The following is a 14991-nucleotide window of genomic DNA, read 5'->3' on the forward strand; positions in this document are numbered from 1 at the left end:
GTAAGAACGTCAATGCGAAAGGCCTGCCTTGATGCACTTCAAATTGGCGAAACCTATTTCCGCGTAGCCGAAGCACATATTCCTCCGGCACAATGGGTTCCGTGGGAGAACGCCTACAACTGGCGTTTCGTAGAAAAGCAGCCGCAGCAGGCGCTTTTGCAGAAGCTTGCACGGTCGATTACAGGGTTGAAGTGCATCGATTATCTTATAGCGAAGGGATTCTTGCAAGAAGTTGGACTTATGTTCCGCGTTCTCGATGAACTGTCGGAGGACATTTCATATATATCTCTCGCCATTGTGCATTCTAGATGGACGGATCAGCACGACGCGTACTTAGAATATTTTTGGCGTGAAGGAGAAGCTGACGGGCCTCCCCAGTTCGTCGGAAGAATATTCGAGCCTTCGTTCATCGTTGCGGTGGCCTAGATGACCCCTCAACTGCAGATCGAGCAGCTCGACAAATCCATCAGGCATATTCAGATTACATACACGGTCGGTCAGCGCCCATCATGGCTATGGTTCATGGACCACCACCGAAGTTTGACCTGGAAGGCATTACAGATCCTCTCGCCCGACGCGCCTACGTTGAGCAAGCGCCGAGCTATTTCTATAGAGTTCTGGTAAGCACATTCATGCTCATCAAGGTCTCGGCGCCGGTAGCGGTGGAGTCATGTTACCGTGACATCAAAGCCTGGGAGCAGGAAAACTCGGCACTGATCCTCTGAAATTATCAACCCACATTTGGCGGCACTGACATTATTCGATATCGTCACAGACATAGCCAGGAGCCCCGCCCCGCCATGGAACGCATCAACCTAGCCGACGCCAAGGCGCGCCTCAGCGAGATCGTCGATCGAGTCGAGGCGGGCGAGAGCATTGAGATCACCCGCCGCGGCAAGCCCGCCGCGCGGCTCGTGCCCCCGAAGAAGCAGCGCGAGCTCCGGCCAGTGGACGTCGAAGCACTCCGCAAGCTGCGCGAGACCATGCCCTATCAGCAGGAATCCGCGGCCGATCTCGTCCGCCGCATGCGCGACTCCGGCTATTGATGATCTATCTCGACGCGTCGCTCGCGGTCGCGCTGCTCACGCCCGAGGAACATAGCGAGCAGGCGGATGCATGGTTCGCGCGGCAGCCGGTTGGCTCGCTTTTCATCTCCGGCTGGGTCGTCACCGAAGTATCGAGCGCGCTCGCGCTCAAGGTCCGCAGCAACGCGCTCACGCTCGACAGGCGCGCAGCCGCGCTCGCGGCATGGAACGTGTTGCGCGAAGCCAGCTTCCTCACGCTCGCGGTCGAGGACGAGCATTTCGAGAAGGCTGCGCAGATCGCCGATCGCTATGATCTCGGCTTGCGTGGCGGCGATGCGCTGCACCTGGCGATCGCGCGCGACGCCGGGTGCCGGCTTGCAACCTTCGACAAGCGCATGGCGAATGCTGCGCTGGAGCTGGGCGTCCCCGTCGAGCGATTCTAGCGGCATCTTCCCGCCCCGACGCGCGTTACTCGCGAAACGCAAAGGGAAGACAAGCATGCTCACCATCACCCCCCTCTCCTCCCGCGCGATCGAGATCGTCGCCGAAGGCCGGTTCACCGCCGCCGATGTCGGACCCGCGCTCAATCGCCTCTGGGCGATCCTCGACGATATGCCCAAGCTCGACATCCTTGCCGATGTTCGCGGCTCGCCTTCGATCGCGCTTTCGGCGATCACCGAAGAATTGAAGCACCTCCCTAGCCTTTTCCGGCTGATCCGCCAGGTCGAGCGCGTCGCGATCGTCGCCGATGCGGGCTGGGTGCGCGCCGCGAGCCGGATCGAAAGCGCGCTGATCCCCGGCCTTCACTATGAAGTCTATGAGCGCCACGAAGCTGCGCACGCCCGCGAATGGCTGCTCCGCCACACCGATGTGGCGCACCCCTCGGCCTGAGGGCACCGCCCGCGTTCACGCAACTGCACCACGTCCCACGCGTTCTCCCGCCATGACCGACAAGCAAGCCCAGCCCAACAAGCCCGGCGGCGAGCTCAAGAAGGGCGGCGATCGCCCCGCCGAGGAGCTTCGCGCCGTCAAGAACCAGGCCAGCGTCTCGCCCGACGACTATCCCGAGGATGCCGACGGCAAGCCCGATTTCCGCAAGGATTGACCCGCACGCGCCGGCGTTCGTTGCCCCTTCCAATGTAGGATTTCGTCTGGGATAGACTCGTCGATGACCGAGTCGCCGCACCCCCGTGAGCCCTTCGCCGTCCCGAACGCTCCGCCCGAAGCCGAGGATGCCGATCTCCTCGCCTTCACGCCCGTTCCGCTGGGCCGTATCCAGCACAATGGCTGGTCGCCGCAGCGCCAGCGCAATTTCATTGCCGCGCTCGCTGCGATGGGCAGCGTGCTCCACGCCGCCCGCGCGGTGGGCATGACCAAGCAGTCCGCCTACAATCTCCGCAGCCGGCCCGGCGCGGAGAGCTTCGCGGCCGCGTGGAATCTGGCGCTCCATATGGGCTATGACGAGATGTTCGGGCACGCCATGGATCGCGCGCTCAACGGCGTCGTCACGCCGCGTTTCTACCGGGGCAAGCAGGTCGGCATGCGCCGCAGCTTCGACTATCGGCTCGCGTTCGCAGCACTCAACGGATCGCCGCCCCCACCCCTGCGTCCACGCAACAAAGTTGCGAGATGAATCGCGTTCTCGCCAAAAGAGTCAAAACTGGGTGCGCCCCCGTCAGGCCGCGGGCGGCTCCACCGCCATCAGCGTCTCGGCCTGGTACTTGTCGAGGCTGCGGTCGAACAGCGCGCTCACTGCGAATTCGCGTTCGAGCAAAGTCAGGTCCTTGAGGCCGTCGAGCTTGAAGCTCCCCACCTTCTCCTCGCGCGGGATCATTCCTTCGCGCGAAATGACCACGCCGTCGATGTAGAGCCCGCCGTTTCGGCCGTAGAGGATATGCGGCGCCAGGATCATCCGGGTGCGGTTGTACGTGATCGAGAGGCAGCGCAGGCGCACGATCGCCTCGAGCACGGTCGGGATCATCGTCTGGGGCGAAACGGGATCGGGTTCGAGGCTCAACTTCATCAATTCCATATGGCAACAATGCTGCATCGCAGCAAGACCGGCCGTAAACGCTTCCGGACCCGCTTGATCCCGCATCGGCCCGCGCGGCGCAAGATGGGGCTTCTCCCAGCCTCTATCCTCCCCCGCCAGAGGAAGGTGGCAGGCGCAGCCTGACGGAGGGGGAGGACGCAACGAACCAACAACCGCCTCCCCCAAATCTACGTTCAGCAAAGCTACAGCCGCCCTCGCCGAACACCAGCACGCCGGCCCATGGGCCCAGTAACCAGTCAGGAGCCATTCGATGAAGTCCCTCCTCCTCGCCGCGGCCGCTGCCGCCACCGTGGCCACCGCGATGCCCGCCGCAGCGCAGACGGCCTATCGCTACGAAAGCCGCTCGCAGGACGAGGAGGAGCGGTTCGAGGAGGCACAGCGCCGCTTCGATACCGAATATCGGGCATTCCAGGACGCGCTCGAACGCTATCGCCGCTATCAGGCCACCCGCATCGATGCGGGCGATGGCCGCTATGAAGAGCGCTACGACGATTCCGATTACGATCCGGCACGCGATTATCGTTCGGGCAATTATCAGGAGCGCGTGCTTGCGTCCGACGAGCGCGTCTATCGTGGCGACGACGGCCGCTATTACTGCCGCCGCAGCGACGGCACGACCGGTCTCATCGTCGGCGCGGCCGCCGGCGGGCTGTTCGGCAACGTGATCGCCGGGCGCCGGTCGAGCACGGTGGGAACGCTGCTCGGCGCGATCGCCGGCGGCGCGCTCGGCAGCCAGGTCGAGCGCAACCAGCAGCAGATCCGCTGCCGCTGATGGATGCAGGCCTGCGCGGGTTCAGCGGTCGGCGAGATAGGCGACCGACACGCGCAGGTCCACTTCCACGCCGTGGGCCGGGTAGCGGCGCTCGACCTTGCACCCGCCGATCAGGCCCATGTCGATCAGGCGCGTGCCGAAGCCGGTGTGGGTCGGCGGGGTGACCGGGGGGCCGCGATGCTCGCGCCAGCACAGCGCGAGCTCGTCGCCCCGCGGCGTCGGCTCGATCCGCCATTCGAGCTGGACCCGCCCCTCGGGCACCGAGAGCGCACCATATTTGGCCGCGTTGGTGGCAAGCTCGTGGAGGATGAGCGAGAGGCGCAGCGTGGCGGACGCGCCCAGCGCGACTTGGGGTCCCTTCACGTCGAAGCGGTCGCCGTGCATCGCGAGCAGCCCGTCGGCGAGCTCGCCCAGCGATGCGCTCTGCCAGCCGCCGCGGGCGAGCGCTTCATGCGCCTGCCCCATCGCGACGATCCGCTTCTCGAAGGTCTTGACCACCTCGCGGTCATCCAGCCCCTTGAGCGTTCGCCGCGCGAGCGACTGTACCATCGCCATGGTGTTCTTGAGCCGGTGGGCAAGCTCGTCGCGCAGCACCTCGCTCTCGCGGCGGGATCGGACGATTGCGGTGGTCTCCACCACCGTGTCGATCATCCCGCCCACCGTCCCATCGGCCAGTCGGACGGGGGAGTAGCAGAAGGTGAACCATGCCTTGTCGACCGCATCGCCGTCGCCCCGCGCCACGTCGAGCTCGAAATCCTCGAGGTAGGTCGCCTCTCCCGCAAGCGCACGCTCTACCATCGGGCCGATCAGCGGCCACGCCTCCTTCCAGATGTCTCGGAAGCTGTGGCCGAGCGACTCCGGCTTGCCGCCCAGAATCGGCAGGAAGGCATTGTTGGAGATGGTGGTAAGCCCCGGGCCCCAGACGAGCGCCATCGGAAAGTGCGATTCGAGGACGAGCGCCGCGGCAGTCTTGAGCTCCGGCGGCCAAGCGTCACGGGGACCTAGCGGCGTCGATGCCCAGTCGAAGGCACGCACCGCATCCCCCATTGTTCCCCCGCCAGGGGCGAACTGCGTCATCCTTGGCCCCCGTCCTGGCGGAGCGAGCCGCCAACTCGTTGAGTTTTATATTTGTTCGGCAATGTTGCATAGGTCCGATCCTAGGGGATGACACTAACCTGCATCGGTCATTCACCCTGATGATCGGGGGTGACAAACCCGATCCATGTTGCGTCCGCGGCGCAGCGGTGCCTAAGGCAGCGCCGATGGCCGCACATCCCTTCTCGGTTCCGAACTTCCGCGCCTATTGGATTGCCCGCCTCGCCGCCACGCTTGGCCAAATGGCAATGGTGATCGTGATCGGCTGGCAGGTCTACGACATCGCCCGCGCATCGATGGGCATCAAGGCCGCCGCCTTCCAGCTCGGGCTGATCGGCGTCGCCCAGTTCCTGCCGCTGCTGGCGTTGTCGCTCGTGGCAGGCTGGGTTGCAGACCGGGTTGATCGGCGCTGGATCGCGCGCGCCGCGCTCGCGCTCGAGGCGTTCTGTGCGCTGAGCCTCGCCTGGCTCACCTGGTCCGGCACCATCAGCCTTCCCGCGCTGTTCGGAATTGCCGCCTTGCTCGGCGTGGCGCGCGCCTTCGCCAGCCCCGCACTCCAGGCGCTAGCGCCCAATCTGGTGCCGAAGGAGATCCTTCCCACCGCAATCGCGCTCAGTGCGCTAGCTTGGCAGGCGGGCACGGTCGTAGGGCCGGCAATGGGCGGTTATCTCTACGCCGCCACAGCCTGGCTACCTTATGCCGTATCTGGCGGGCTCTTCGTGCTTTCATTTGTCATGCTGCTGCTGATCACGCCGGTGCCGCGGAGCGCTGCCAAGTTCCCCGGCAACCCCTGGTCGCAGATGGCCGACGGGCTGCGCTATGTGAAGCGCAATCGGCTGGTGTTCGGCGCGATCTCGCTCGATCTGTTCGCGGTGCTGCTCGGCGGCGCGACCGCGATGCTTCCGGTCTATGCGCGCGACATCCTCCACGTCGGCGCCGCTGGGCTCGGCCATCTGCGCGCCGCGCCGGCTCTAGGCGCCGTGGCGGTCGCGGTACTCTTCTCCTTCCGCCCGCTGAAACGCGAGGTAGGCAAGAAGATGCTGCTGGCGGTGGCGGCGTTCGGTCTGGCGACGGTGGTGTTCGGGGCGTCGGCGCCGCTGTTGCTGCCCATATTCGGTTCTGCGGCCGTCGGGCACGACCTCGCTCCTGCGGTGCTGGTATCGCTCGTCGCGCTCTTCGCACTGGGCGCTGCCGACATGGTCTCGGTCTACGTCCGCCAGTCGCTGATCCAGCTCTATACGCCGGACGAGATGCGCGGCCGCGTGGGCGCGGTCTCGACGCTGTTCGTCTCCGGCTCGAACGAGCTGGGCGAAGCGGAATCCGGCTTTCTGGCCGCGCTGATCGGGCCGGTGGCCGCGGTCGTCGGCGGCGGCATCGGCGCGATCCTTGTCACGATGCTATGGGCGAAGCTATTTCCTGAGCTCAGGCAGGCTCGCACCTTCGATCCTCCGGCCACACTCGAGTTCACGCCAAAGGAGACTTCGACATGAAGGCCAACACGATCCTGGAGACGATCGGCAACACGCCGCACATCCGGGTGCAGAAGCTATTCCCGGGCGCAGAGGTCTGGATCAAGTCCGAACGCTCCAATCCCGGCGGTTCGATCAAGGATCGTATCGCGCTCTCGATGGTCGAAGCGGCGGAGGCTTCGGGCCAGCTCCAGCCCGGCGGTACGATCGTCGAGCCCACCAGCGGCAACACCGGCGTGGGGCTCGCGATGGTCGCGGCGGTCAAGGGCTACAAGCTCGTCCTCGTCATGCCCGAGAGTATGTCGCTGGAGCGGCGCCGGCTGATGCTCGCCTATGGTGCCACATTCGACCTCACCCCGCGCGAAAAGGGGATGAAGGGCGCCATCGAACGCGCGATGGAACTGGTCGAGACTACGCCCGGCGCCTGGATGCCGCAGCAGTTCGAGAATCCCGCGAACGTCGAAGTCCATGTCCGCACGACGGCGCAAGAGATCCTGGACGATTTCCGCGACACTCCCATCGACGTCATCATCACTGGTGTCGGAACCGGAGGGCATATCACCGGCGTTTCGGAGATGCTGAAGAAGACCTGGCCAAACCTCAAGGTCTTCGCAGTCGAGCCCGAACTCTCGCCGGTCATCTCGGGCGGGCAGCCGGGACCGCATCCGATCCAGGGCATCGGCGCGGGCTTCGTGCCCAAGAACCTCCATACCGATGCGATCGACGGGGTGATCAAGGTCGGCGCGGACGTGGCGAAGGACATGGCGCGGCGCGCCGCCCGTGAGGAAGGCATGCTAGTGGGCATCAGCTCGGGTGCGACGCTCGCCGCGATCCTCCAGAAGCTGCCCGACCTGCCCGACGGGGTGCGCGTCCTCGGGTTCAACTATGACACGGGCGAGCGCTATCTGAGCGTTCCGGACTTCCTCCCGGAGAGTTGATCGCTCTGCCGCCGCCTCCCCGCCGAACCGACCGGGCGGGGACCGACCTCTCCATTGCGGCGTTCCGGCGCCGCAATGGTTCCCACGCGCATCCTTCTGCGTTAAGGGCGGCGACCCTCCCAAGGAGCCTTGCTTGCCCCTCGATCGTGCCTTTGTTTCCCGCATCTCGCGTCGCATCCGCCGGCTTGGCTGAGGCGAAGGCGGCACCATGTTGATGCAAGCGCCCAAGGTCGAAGTGCTGGCACCTGCGCCCGAGCCGCGGCGCGGGGCGGTGCTTCGGCTTCTGCTCGGCCTGATCGCACTCGCGGCGATCACCGTGCCGACGCTGATTGTGATCAATGCGCCGCGTCCCATAGTCCACAAGCGCCCGCCCGTGGTCATCTCCAAACGCGTCGTCCCCCAGGCCGAGCTGCCGCCGGTCGAGCCGCTCAAGCTCCAGGCCGTGGCACCCGAGGATGCGCGGGCGATCAACGCCGGCATTCCCTTCTCCACCGCACCCAATCCCGCAGCCCGTGCCTTCCGTCTGTACGGCAGCGGCGACAGTCAGGCGCGGGCAGTCGATTGCCTCGCTGCCGCCGTCTATTATGAGGCGGGCGATGATGCAGTGGGGCAGCGCGCGGTGGCCCAGGTGGTGATCAATCGAGTGCGCCACCCTGCCTTTCCCAAGACCGTGTGCGGTGTCGTCTTCCAGGGTGCCGAGCGCAGCACTGGCTGCCAGTTCACCTTTACCTGCGACGGCGCGATGCTGCGTTACGCCCCCAGCCCGGCTGTCTGGCAGAGAGCCCGGGATGTTGCCCGGCTGGCGCTGAACGGCTCGGTCTACAAGCCGGTGGGGCACGCGACGCACTATCACACCAACTGGGTGGTGCCCTATTGGAGCTCCAGCCTCGACAAGATCACCGCGGTGGACACCCACCTGTTCTTCCGCTGGGCAGGCTGGTGGGGAACCCCGCCGGCATTCAACCGCAGCTATGTGGCCTCTGAGCCCAATGTGCCCAAGATGGCGCGGCTGTCTCCGGCGCATCACGACGACGGCAGCACCGCGTTCGAAGCGCTCCAGGGCGACGGTTCGATCATCGACCCCGCGACCATTCCCGACAGCGCGGTGCCCCCGCCCGCCGGGACCGGACTCGACGCGAACCACTTTCTGGTCACGCTCGACCGCAAGATGAACCCGGATGCCTTTGCGGCGCTGGCGATCAAGACCTGCGGCGAACGGCTTTATTGCAAGTTCATGGCCTGGACCGATTCAGCACAGAAGCCTGCCAAGCTTCCTGCCACGCCGGCGCAGACGGCGGCGATGTCGTTCAGCTATCTGCGCGACACTGCCCAGGGCTATGCCAAGGCGCTGTGGAACTGCCAGCAGTTCAAGCGCCCTAGCCCGCTCCAGTGCATGCGCGTCCAGCCGCCTGTGGTGCAGCCGCTGATCGTCCCGAGCCCAACGCCTACGCCTGGCGCGGTGCCCGCCGCATCCGTAGGACCGGCGCCGCTGACGGGCGTCCGCCGCAAGGAAGCCCCAGTCGTCCTGACCCTTCCCGTCATCAAGCCAGCGCCTACCCCCGCCCCGCCGGCGGACCCCCGCTAGGCCGGCGCGTCACGCTGCCCGGAACATCTCCGGGTCCAGCGCCATCACGGTTTCGCTGCCAGCCTCGACCTTGCGGCGGAGCGCGCCGGCCTCGGGAAGGAAGCGTTCGGCGTAGAAGCGGGCGGTGACCAGCTTGGCTTCGAGGAACTTCGCGTTGTCACCGCCCTCGCCCAGCGCCCCGACCGCAGCGCTGGCCATGCGCAGCCACATGAGGCCGAGCGCCACCGTGCCGGTGAGCTGCATGTACGGATAGGCACCCGCGCCGACCTGGTTGGGGTTCTGGAAGCCGTTGGCCGCGAGCCACATCGTCGCGCCCTGCAGATGCCCTAGTGCCTTCTCCAGCGCCTCGGCGAAATCCTTGAGCTTCTCGTCGCCCTTAGCCGCGGCAACTTCTTCGCCGACCAGCTTGAAGAAAGCCTGGACGGCGCGGCCGCCGTTCATCGCGAGCTTACGCCCGACGAGGTCCATCGCCTGGACGCCGTTGGTGCCCTCGTAAATCATCGAGATGCGGGCATCGCGGACATACTGCTCCATGCCCCATTCGGCGATGTAGCCATGGCCGCCATAGACCTGCTGCGCGTCGGTCGCGACCTTGTAGCCGATATCGGTGCCGACGCCCTTGATGACCGGGGTGAGCAGTCCGACCAGATCGGCCGCGAGCTGGCGCTCCTCCTCGCTCGCGGCGGAATGTTCGAGATCGACCTGGAGCGCTCCCCACAGGCACAGCGCGCGCAAGCCTTCGGTCAGCGACTTGGCTTCCATCAGCATCCGGCGCACGTCGGGATGGACGAAGAGGGTATCGGCCTTCTCGCCGGGCTCGGCGGGCCCGGTGAGCGCGCGACCCTGGCGGCGGTCGCCGGCGTACTGGACGGCATTCTGGTACGCGGTCTCCCCGACTGCGAGCCCCTGAAGGCCCACGCCCAGCCGCGCCGCGTTCATCATGATGAACATCGCGGCGAGGCCCTTCATCTCCTCGCCGACGAGCCAGCCCTTCGCGCCGTCATAGTTCATGACGCAGGTCGAATTGCCGTGGATGCCCATCTTGTGCTCGATCGAGCCGCAGGAGACGGCGTTGCGCTCACCGAGCGAGCCGTCTTCGTTGACCAGGAACTTGGGGACCACGAACAGCGAAATGCCCTTGGTGCTCTCCGGCGCGCCGGGCGTCTTGGCGAGCACCAGATGAATGATGTTCTCGGTCAGGTCGTGCTCGCCGGAGGAGATGAAGATCTTGGTGCCGGTGATCGAATAGCTGCCGTCCGCCTGCGGCTCGGCGCGGGTGCGGATGAGGCCGAGATCGGTGCCGCATTGCGGCTCGGTGAGGTTCATCGTGCCGCCCCACTCGCCCGACACCATCTTGGGGACGTACTGCGCCTTCTGCTCCGCCGAGCCCTTGACCAGCAGCGCAGCGATCGCGCCGTGGGTGAGGCCCGGATACATGGCGAAAGCCATGTTGGCCGAGATCATATATTCCTGGAACGCCGTGGAGACGATGTGCGGCATCTCCTGCCCGCCGAACTCCGCCGGCGCGCTCAGCGTGCCCCAGCCGCTCTCGACGAACTGCCGGTACGCCTCCTTGAAGCCCGGAGGCGTGACGACGCTGCCATCGTCGCCCCGGGTGCAGCCATGCTGGTCTCCGACCTGGTTGAGCGGGAAAAGCACGTCGGCGACGAACTGGCCGCCCTGATCGAGCACGGCTTCCACGACATCGGGCGTCGCATTCTGGAAGCCCGGGAGATTGGCGTAGCGATCGAGCCCGATGACCCGATCCAGAATGAAGCGCGTGTCGCGGACGGGCGGAGTATATTGCGGCATTTCAGATCCTCATTGGACGTCGCGGCTTTTGATCAGCTCGACGAATTGCTGGAGCTCGGCGATCGCGGCATCGATGTCGCGCTTCTGGTTCTCGAGCAGTGCGATGCGATCGAGACAACGCTCGAGCGTCACCTGACGCTGCACACGGCGGCCGTCGCCGATGTCGTAGAGATCGATCATCTCCTTGATCTCGGCGAGGCTGAACCCGACACGCTTGCCGCGCAGGATCCAGGCAAGCCGGGCGCGATCGCGGTGCGAGTAGATGCGCTGCGTGCCGCGCCGCTCGGGCGAGATCAGCCCCTCATCCTCGTAGAAGCGGAGCGCGCGCGGGGTGACCGCAAATTCGGCGCAGAGATCGGTGATGGAAAAAGCGTCCTTGTCGGGACGCGCCTCGATTGGCGCCAGGGCCTCGACCGGAAAGGCAGTAGCGGACATGCTGCTTTCGTACTTTCCCTTTACGTGAACGTCAAGTAATTGACGCACCTACGCCGTAGCCCGGTCATCGAAGTTGCGAGCTGTTCGGTTGACTCCGTTGACTCGATATTGCGTTTTTTCGCCGAAGCGACAGGGAAGCGCCAGCGAAGCTACACTGACGCGCCACTTACGCGACACCAACGCGCCACCGACGCGCCACCCACGCTACAGTGAAGCGACGCCCACGCGCCACGCACGCTCCAGCCACGCGCCGCTGACGCTCCAGCTTCGCAACAACTACGCTCCGGCCGCGCGACGCCGATGCGGCCCGATGTGATCGAAGAGGATCTTGCTGCTTGCGCATATTCGAACGAAAGCAGAACAAATCCTATTTTGGAAGCCCTCTTCCAAGCCAATGCCAGCATCGAGCCAGCCAGTCCGCCCGCTAGCGGCCCGGCTCCTCACTGCGTTCGACACCGAGCATCAGCCGATCAGCCTGGCCAAGTGCAGGCATATCCCCGCAACGGAAGTCGCCAGGAGCGTCGTGATCACGCCGGCGCGCAACCCGATCACTGCGATAACCGCCCCCGCCGCGAGGGCCAGTGCCCAGGGATCGATGCTCGCGAGCACCGGCGCATCGAAGCCAATCGGTCCGAGGCGTATCGGCACCGTGGCGCGGAAGAGGGTGTGCAGCGCGAACCAGATCGCCAGATTGAGCACCACGCCAACCACCGCCGCGGTGATCGCCGAAAGCGCGCCCGATACCGCTGCGTTGCCGCGCAGCCGCTCGATGAACGGCGCACCGAAGAAGATCCACAGGAAGCAGGGCGTGAAGGTCACCCAGGTCGCCAGCAGGCCGCCGAGCGTCGCGGCGAGCAACGGATCGAGCCCCCCTGCGTCGCGATAGGCACCCAGGAAGCCGACGAACTGGAGCACCATGATCAGCGGCCCCGGAGTGGTCTCGGCCATTCCGAGCCCGTCGAGCATCTCCGTGGGTTGCAGCCAGTGGTAGTTCTCGACGGCTTGCTGCGCGACATAGGCGAGCACCGCATAGGCCCCGCCGAAGGTCACCACGGCCATCGTCGAGAAGAAGGTCGCGATGCGGCTGAACACGTGATCCGGCCCTAAGGTCACCACCAGCGCGACTACCGGCACCAGCCAGAGTGCCAGCCACAGCAAGGCCGTGCTCACCGTTGCGCGCCAGGTTGGGCGCGCGTGCGCGGGCAGCTCCTCTCCGAGCAGCGTATCGGCGTCCGCGACGATCGGCCCCTTGCCTGCACCATGTCCGCCGCCACCGCGAAAGGCAGCATGGCCTTTATGTCCGGCCCACCAGCCGATCAGCCCCGCCCCGAGCACGATCATCGGAAAGGGGACGCCGAGGAAGAAGATCAGCACGAAGGCGGCCACGGCCAGCGACCGGGCGGCGTTGGAGCGCAGCGCGCGGCTGCCTATCCGCACCACTGCCTGCAGCACCACTGCCAGCACCGCGGCCTTCAATCCGAAGAACAGCGCCGAGACGATCCCGAGCTTGCCGTAGAGGACATAGATCCAGCTGAGCGCCATGATCGAGATTGCGCCGGGCAGCACGAACAGCACACCCGCGAGGATGCCGCCCTTCGCGCGGTGCATCAGCCAGCCGACATAGGTGGCGAGCTGCTGCGCCTCTGGCCCCGGCAGGAGCATGCAATAGTTGAGCGCGTGGAGGAATCGCTGCTCGCCGATCCAGCGCTTCTCCTCGACCAGGATGCGGTGCATCACTGCGATCTGCCCGGCGGGGCCGCCGAACGAGAGCATTGCCACCCGTAGCCACACCCAGAAGGCCTGGCCGAGCGTCACCGGTTCGGGCCGCGTGGACGCGACCGCAGTATCCAGCGTCACGGTGCTCATGCCCGCACCTCGCGCGGCTTGTGCGAGGTCCAGTCGTGCGTCTCGCCGCGCGCGTCGCGGCACCAGCGATAGAGCGCGTCATAGACGAGCATGCCGGCATCGAGCTGCTCGAGATCGTCTGCGTACATGCGCGAAAGGCCGAGCGAGACCGCAAGCAGCCCCGCGGCCTCAGGCGCCAGCTCGGGCCGGGCGGTGTCCGCGCCGCGCACGACCGTGGCGAGATAGTCGATCGCAGGGAAGTCGCCGAGGCCGAACGCCTCGACCATGAGATCGAAAGTGCAGCGATCGCCGCGATGGCTCCAGAACACCGCGTCGTCGGCGACATCGAAAGCCGCCGCGTCGAGTTCCTTCGCTGTGCGAACCACATCGGCCGGCGGCACGTAGAGGAAGCGCGCGTTCGGATCGACGAAGCGCCGGATCAGCCACGGGCAGGCGATGCGATCGACCTTCGGCCGGGCGCGGGTGATCCAGAGCGTGCGGCCCTGTGCGTCCCGGCGCGGCAGCTTCGCGGTGTCGAGGAGCGGCAGCCCGGCAGCACGCCATGCCGCGTGCCCGCCCTCCAGGGCTTCGGCTGCGACTCCTTCGGTTCGGAGCCAGGCAGCTATGCCGTGCGCCGATGCCTGGCCGTCTTCATCGACGATGACGGCAGCGGAGCCGGCGAGCGCCGGTCCCCATTGCTCTACTGCCCTGGCGCTACGCTGGATGGCGCTTGGGATCAAATGAGGCATTTCGCCGGTCCGGACGTCGATCACGGCGGGCGACCCGGGAGTCCCGATCAGGCGTGCCAGCTTGTCAGGGGCGATACTGTTCAACGAGGGCATGAGGCGTCCTTCCATAAGAAGCAGGACGCGATTCTTTGGCTGTCGCCTCGTGGGGAGACCGCCGTCCCCATGCGAATAATAAGCATCGGCTTCAGGCGCGTGTCAATGGCGCGTTGAGGGTCAGCTTCCGCAGAGCCGGCGTCCGGCGGTGTCGCGCATCGCCCGGGCCTCGGCTGTCGATTCGCTCATCCGGGCGGCTTCGAGCCCGGCATAGGAGGCGCGACCGCGGCAGAAGGTTTTGCAGCCGTCCGGCAGCACGCCCGGGAAGCGGATATTGTCGCCGTCGAGGTGCGCGTCGAAGCTGCACGCCTCGCCGCTGCCGAAACGGACGCGGAGCCGGGCGCCGCTGCGGTGGAGCGTGCCGGTGGCGCTGCAGGCGATCCCGTCGCCGTAGTCGACATGCGCGCCGATCCGGTAGGCGTCGCCTTCGGGCACGATACACAGGCGATCAGCGTCACGGGCGTAGACGCCGGCGATGTCCCCCTCGGCAGGATCGCGGACGAGCCCGCGTTCTATCGCGGCGCTTTCGAGGTCCTGCGGCTGCTGCGCATTGCCCGGCGGCTGACCGCCCGAGCAGGCGGCGAGGAGCAGAGCTGCGAGCGGCGCCCCTGCCCTCATGCGTCGCGGACCAGCCTTCCATCTTCGATCCGGCGAAAGAAGCAGCTGCGCTCGCCGGTGTGGCAGGCGGGGCCGTGGGGCTCGACCTTGAGCCAGAGCGCGTCCTGATCGCAATCGATCCGCGCCTCGACCACGCGGAGCACATGGCCGGAGGTCTCGCCCTTCTTCCACAGGCGCGCGCGGCTGCGCGACCAGAAATGCGCTTCGCCGGTCTCGAGCGTTTTCGCCAGCGCCTCGGCATTCATGTGCGCGAGCATCAGCAGCTCGCCGGTGGCGGCATCGGTCGCGACCGCGGTGATCAGTCCGGCGGCGTCGTATTTGGGATCGAGGGCAAGCGTGCTATCGCGTTCGTCGGCCATCCGGCCGCTTTAGCCTGCCCACCACACCTGCGGAAGCCGTGGCTTGCCACAGCTTGCACATTGCCCCGCATCGGGCCATTGCCGCGCCGACTTTTGTTTATGACAACCCGGCGACAAATGCGCGCGGACGCACTATATGGCGC

General features: G+C 66.2%; 18 protein-coding genes. 10 read left to right on the forward strand and 8 right to left on the reverse strand.

What is annotated here, in order from left to right; translation table 11 throughout:
- Window positions 1-12: 12 nt before the first annotated feature.
- The 6 genes from ACMGDH_RS08510 (at window position 13) to ACMGDH_RS08535 (ending at window position 2658) form a co-directional block, all read left to right on the forward strand.
- Window positions 13-426, forward strand: coding sequence for a hypothetical protein (locus ACMGDH_RS08510; RefSeq protein WP_436827516.1), 414 nt, complete (start codon window positions 13-15; stop codon window positions 424-426).
- Between the two features lie 374 nt (window positions 427-800).
- Window positions 801-1046 carry a type II toxin-antitoxin system Phd/YefM family antitoxin gene (locus ACMGDH_RS08515; RefSeq protein WP_436827517.1) on the forward strand — a complete coding sequence of 82 codons (246 nt, stop codon included), beginning with the start codon at window positions 801-803 and terminating at the stop codon, window positions 1044-1046.
- Window positions 1046-1468 (forward strand): type II toxin-antitoxin system VapC family toxin, encoded by a 423-nt coding sequence (locus ACMGDH_RS08520; RefSeq protein ID WP_436827518.1) that lies wholly within the window; start codon window positions 1046-1048, stop codon window positions 1466-1468. The genes ACMGDH_RS08515 and ACMGDH_RS08520 overlap by 1 nt, the downstream gene beginning before the upstream one ends.
- A 55-nt stretch (window positions 1469-1523) precedes the next feature.
- Window positions 1524-1916 (forward strand): SpoIIAA family protein, encoded by a 393-nt coding sequence (locus tag ACMGDH_RS08525; RefSeq protein WP_436827519.1) that lies wholly within the window; start codon window positions 1524-1526, stop codon window positions 1914-1916.
- Between the two features lie 52 nt (window positions 1917-1968).
- Window positions 1969-2130, forward strand: coding sequence for a hypothetical protein (locus tag ACMGDH_RS08530; RefSeq protein WP_436827520.1), 162 nt, complete (start codon window positions 1969-1971; stop codon window positions 2128-2130).
- Between the two features lie 63 nt (window positions 2131-2193).
- The gene (locus ACMGDH_RS08535; protein WP_436827521.1) at window positions 2194-2658 is read left to right on the forward strand and encodes a hypothetical protein; all 465 of its coding nucleotides are present in this window, start codon (window positions 2194-2196) and stop codon (window positions 2656-2658) included.
- A 42-nt stretch (window positions 2659-2700) separates the two neighbouring features.
- Here the strand turns inward: ACMGDH_RS08535 and ACMGDH_RS08540 are convergent, their stop codons facing one another.
- Complete coding sequence (locus ACMGDH_RS08540) at window positions 2701-3048, reverse strand: hypothetical protein (RefSeq protein ID WP_436827522.1); 348 nt, start codon at window positions 3046-3048, stop codon at window positions 2701-2703.
- A 280-nt stretch (window positions 3049-3328) separates the two neighbouring features.
- Between ACMGDH_RS08540 and ACMGDH_RS08545 the strand changes: the two genes are divergently transcribed.
- Complete coding sequence (locus tag ACMGDH_RS08545) at window positions 3329-3850, forward strand: glycine zipper 2TM domain-containing protein (protein ID WP_436827523.1); 522 nt, start codon at window positions 3329-3331, stop codon at window positions 3848-3850.
- A gap of 21 nt (window positions 3851-3871) precedes the next feature.
- Here the strand turns inward: ACMGDH_RS08545 and ACMGDH_RS08550 are convergent, their stop codons facing one another.
- Window positions 3872-4927: a sensor histidine kinase gene (locus ACMGDH_RS08550; protein ID WP_436827524.1), complete on the reverse strand. Its 1056-nt coding sequence runs from the start codon at window positions 4925-4927 to the stop codon at window positions 3872-3874.
- A 185-nt stretch (window positions 4928-5112) separates the two neighbouring features.
- Here ACMGDH_RS08550 and ACMGDH_RS08555 point away from each other — a divergent pair, with 185 nt between their 5' ends.
- The 3 genes from ACMGDH_RS08555 to ACMGDH_RS08565 all read left to right on the forward strand — a co-directional run bounded on the left by ACMGDH_RS08555 (window position 5113) and on the right by ACMGDH_RS08565 (window position 8937).
- Window positions 5113-6435, forward strand: a complete 1323-nt coding sequence (locus ACMGDH_RS08555; RefSeq protein WP_436827525.1) for an MFS transporter — start codon at window positions 5113-5115, stop codon at window positions 6433-6435.
- Window positions 6432-7352, forward strand: coding sequence for a cysteine synthase A (gene cysK, locus ACMGDH_RS08560; protein WP_436827526.1), 921 nt, complete (start codon window positions 6432-6434; stop codon window positions 7350-7352). The genes ACMGDH_RS08555 and cysK overlap by 4 nt, the downstream gene beginning before the upstream one ends.
- 214 nt (window positions 7353-7566) lie before the next feature.
- The gene (locus ACMGDH_RS08565) at window positions 7567-8937 is read left to right on the forward strand and encodes a cell wall hydrolase (RefSeq protein WP_436828224.1); all 1371 of its coding nucleotides are present in this window, start codon (window positions 7567-7569) and stop codon (window positions 8935-8937) included.
- 9 nt (window positions 8938-8946) lie between these two features.
- On the opposite strand, the gene ACMGDH_RS08570 is transcribed toward ACMGDH_RS08565, so the two are convergent.
- From ACMGDH_RS08570 to hisI, 6 genes are all read right to left on the reverse strand, one after another.
- The gene (locus ACMGDH_RS08570; RefSeq protein ID WP_436827527.1) at window positions 8947-10749 is read right to left on the reverse strand and encodes an acyl-CoA dehydrogenase C-terminal domain-containing protein; all 1803 of its coding nucleotides are present in this window, start codon (window positions 10747-10749) and stop codon (window positions 8947-8949) included.
- A gap of 9 nt (window positions 10750-10758) precedes the next feature.
- Window positions 10759-11184 carry a MerR family transcriptional regulator gene (locus ACMGDH_RS08575; protein ID WP_436827528.1) on the reverse strand — a complete coding sequence of 142 codons (426 nt, stop codon included), beginning with the start codon at window positions 11182-11184 and terminating at the stop codon, window positions 10759-10761.
- Window positions 11185-11646: 462 nt separating this feature from the next.
- Window positions 11647-13050, reverse strand: a complete 1404-nt coding sequence (chrA, locus tag ACMGDH_RS08580) for a chromate efflux transporter (RefSeq protein WP_436827529.1) — start codon at window positions 13048-13050, stop codon at window positions 11647-11649.
- Entirely contained in the window at window positions 13047-13871 is an 825-nt protein-coding gene (locus ACMGDH_RS08585) for a chromate resistance protein ChrB domain-containing protein (protein ID WP_436827530.1), read from the reverse strand. The genes chrA and ACMGDH_RS08585 overlap by 4 nt, the downstream gene beginning before the upstream one ends.
- A gap of 120 nt (window positions 13872-13991) precedes the next feature.
- Window positions 13992-14489, reverse strand: coding sequence for a hypothetical protein (locus ACMGDH_RS08590; protein WP_436827531.1), 498 nt, complete (start codon window positions 14487-14489; stop codon window positions 13992-13994).
- Complete coding sequence (gene hisI, locus ACMGDH_RS08595; protein WP_436827532.1) at window positions 14486-14848, reverse strand: phosphoribosyl-AMP cyclohydrolase; 363 nt, start codon at window positions 14846-14848, stop codon at window positions 14486-14488. Before hisI ends, ACMGDH_RS08590 begins: the two co-directional genes overlap by 4 nt.
- Between the last annotated feature and the right edge of the window lie 143 nt (window positions 14849-14991).

Source organism: Sphingomonas radicis, assembly GCF_051400635.1.
Taxonomy (GTDB): domain Bacteria; phylum Pseudomonadota; class Alphaproteobacteria; order Sphingomonadales; family Sphingomonadaceae; genus Sphingomonas.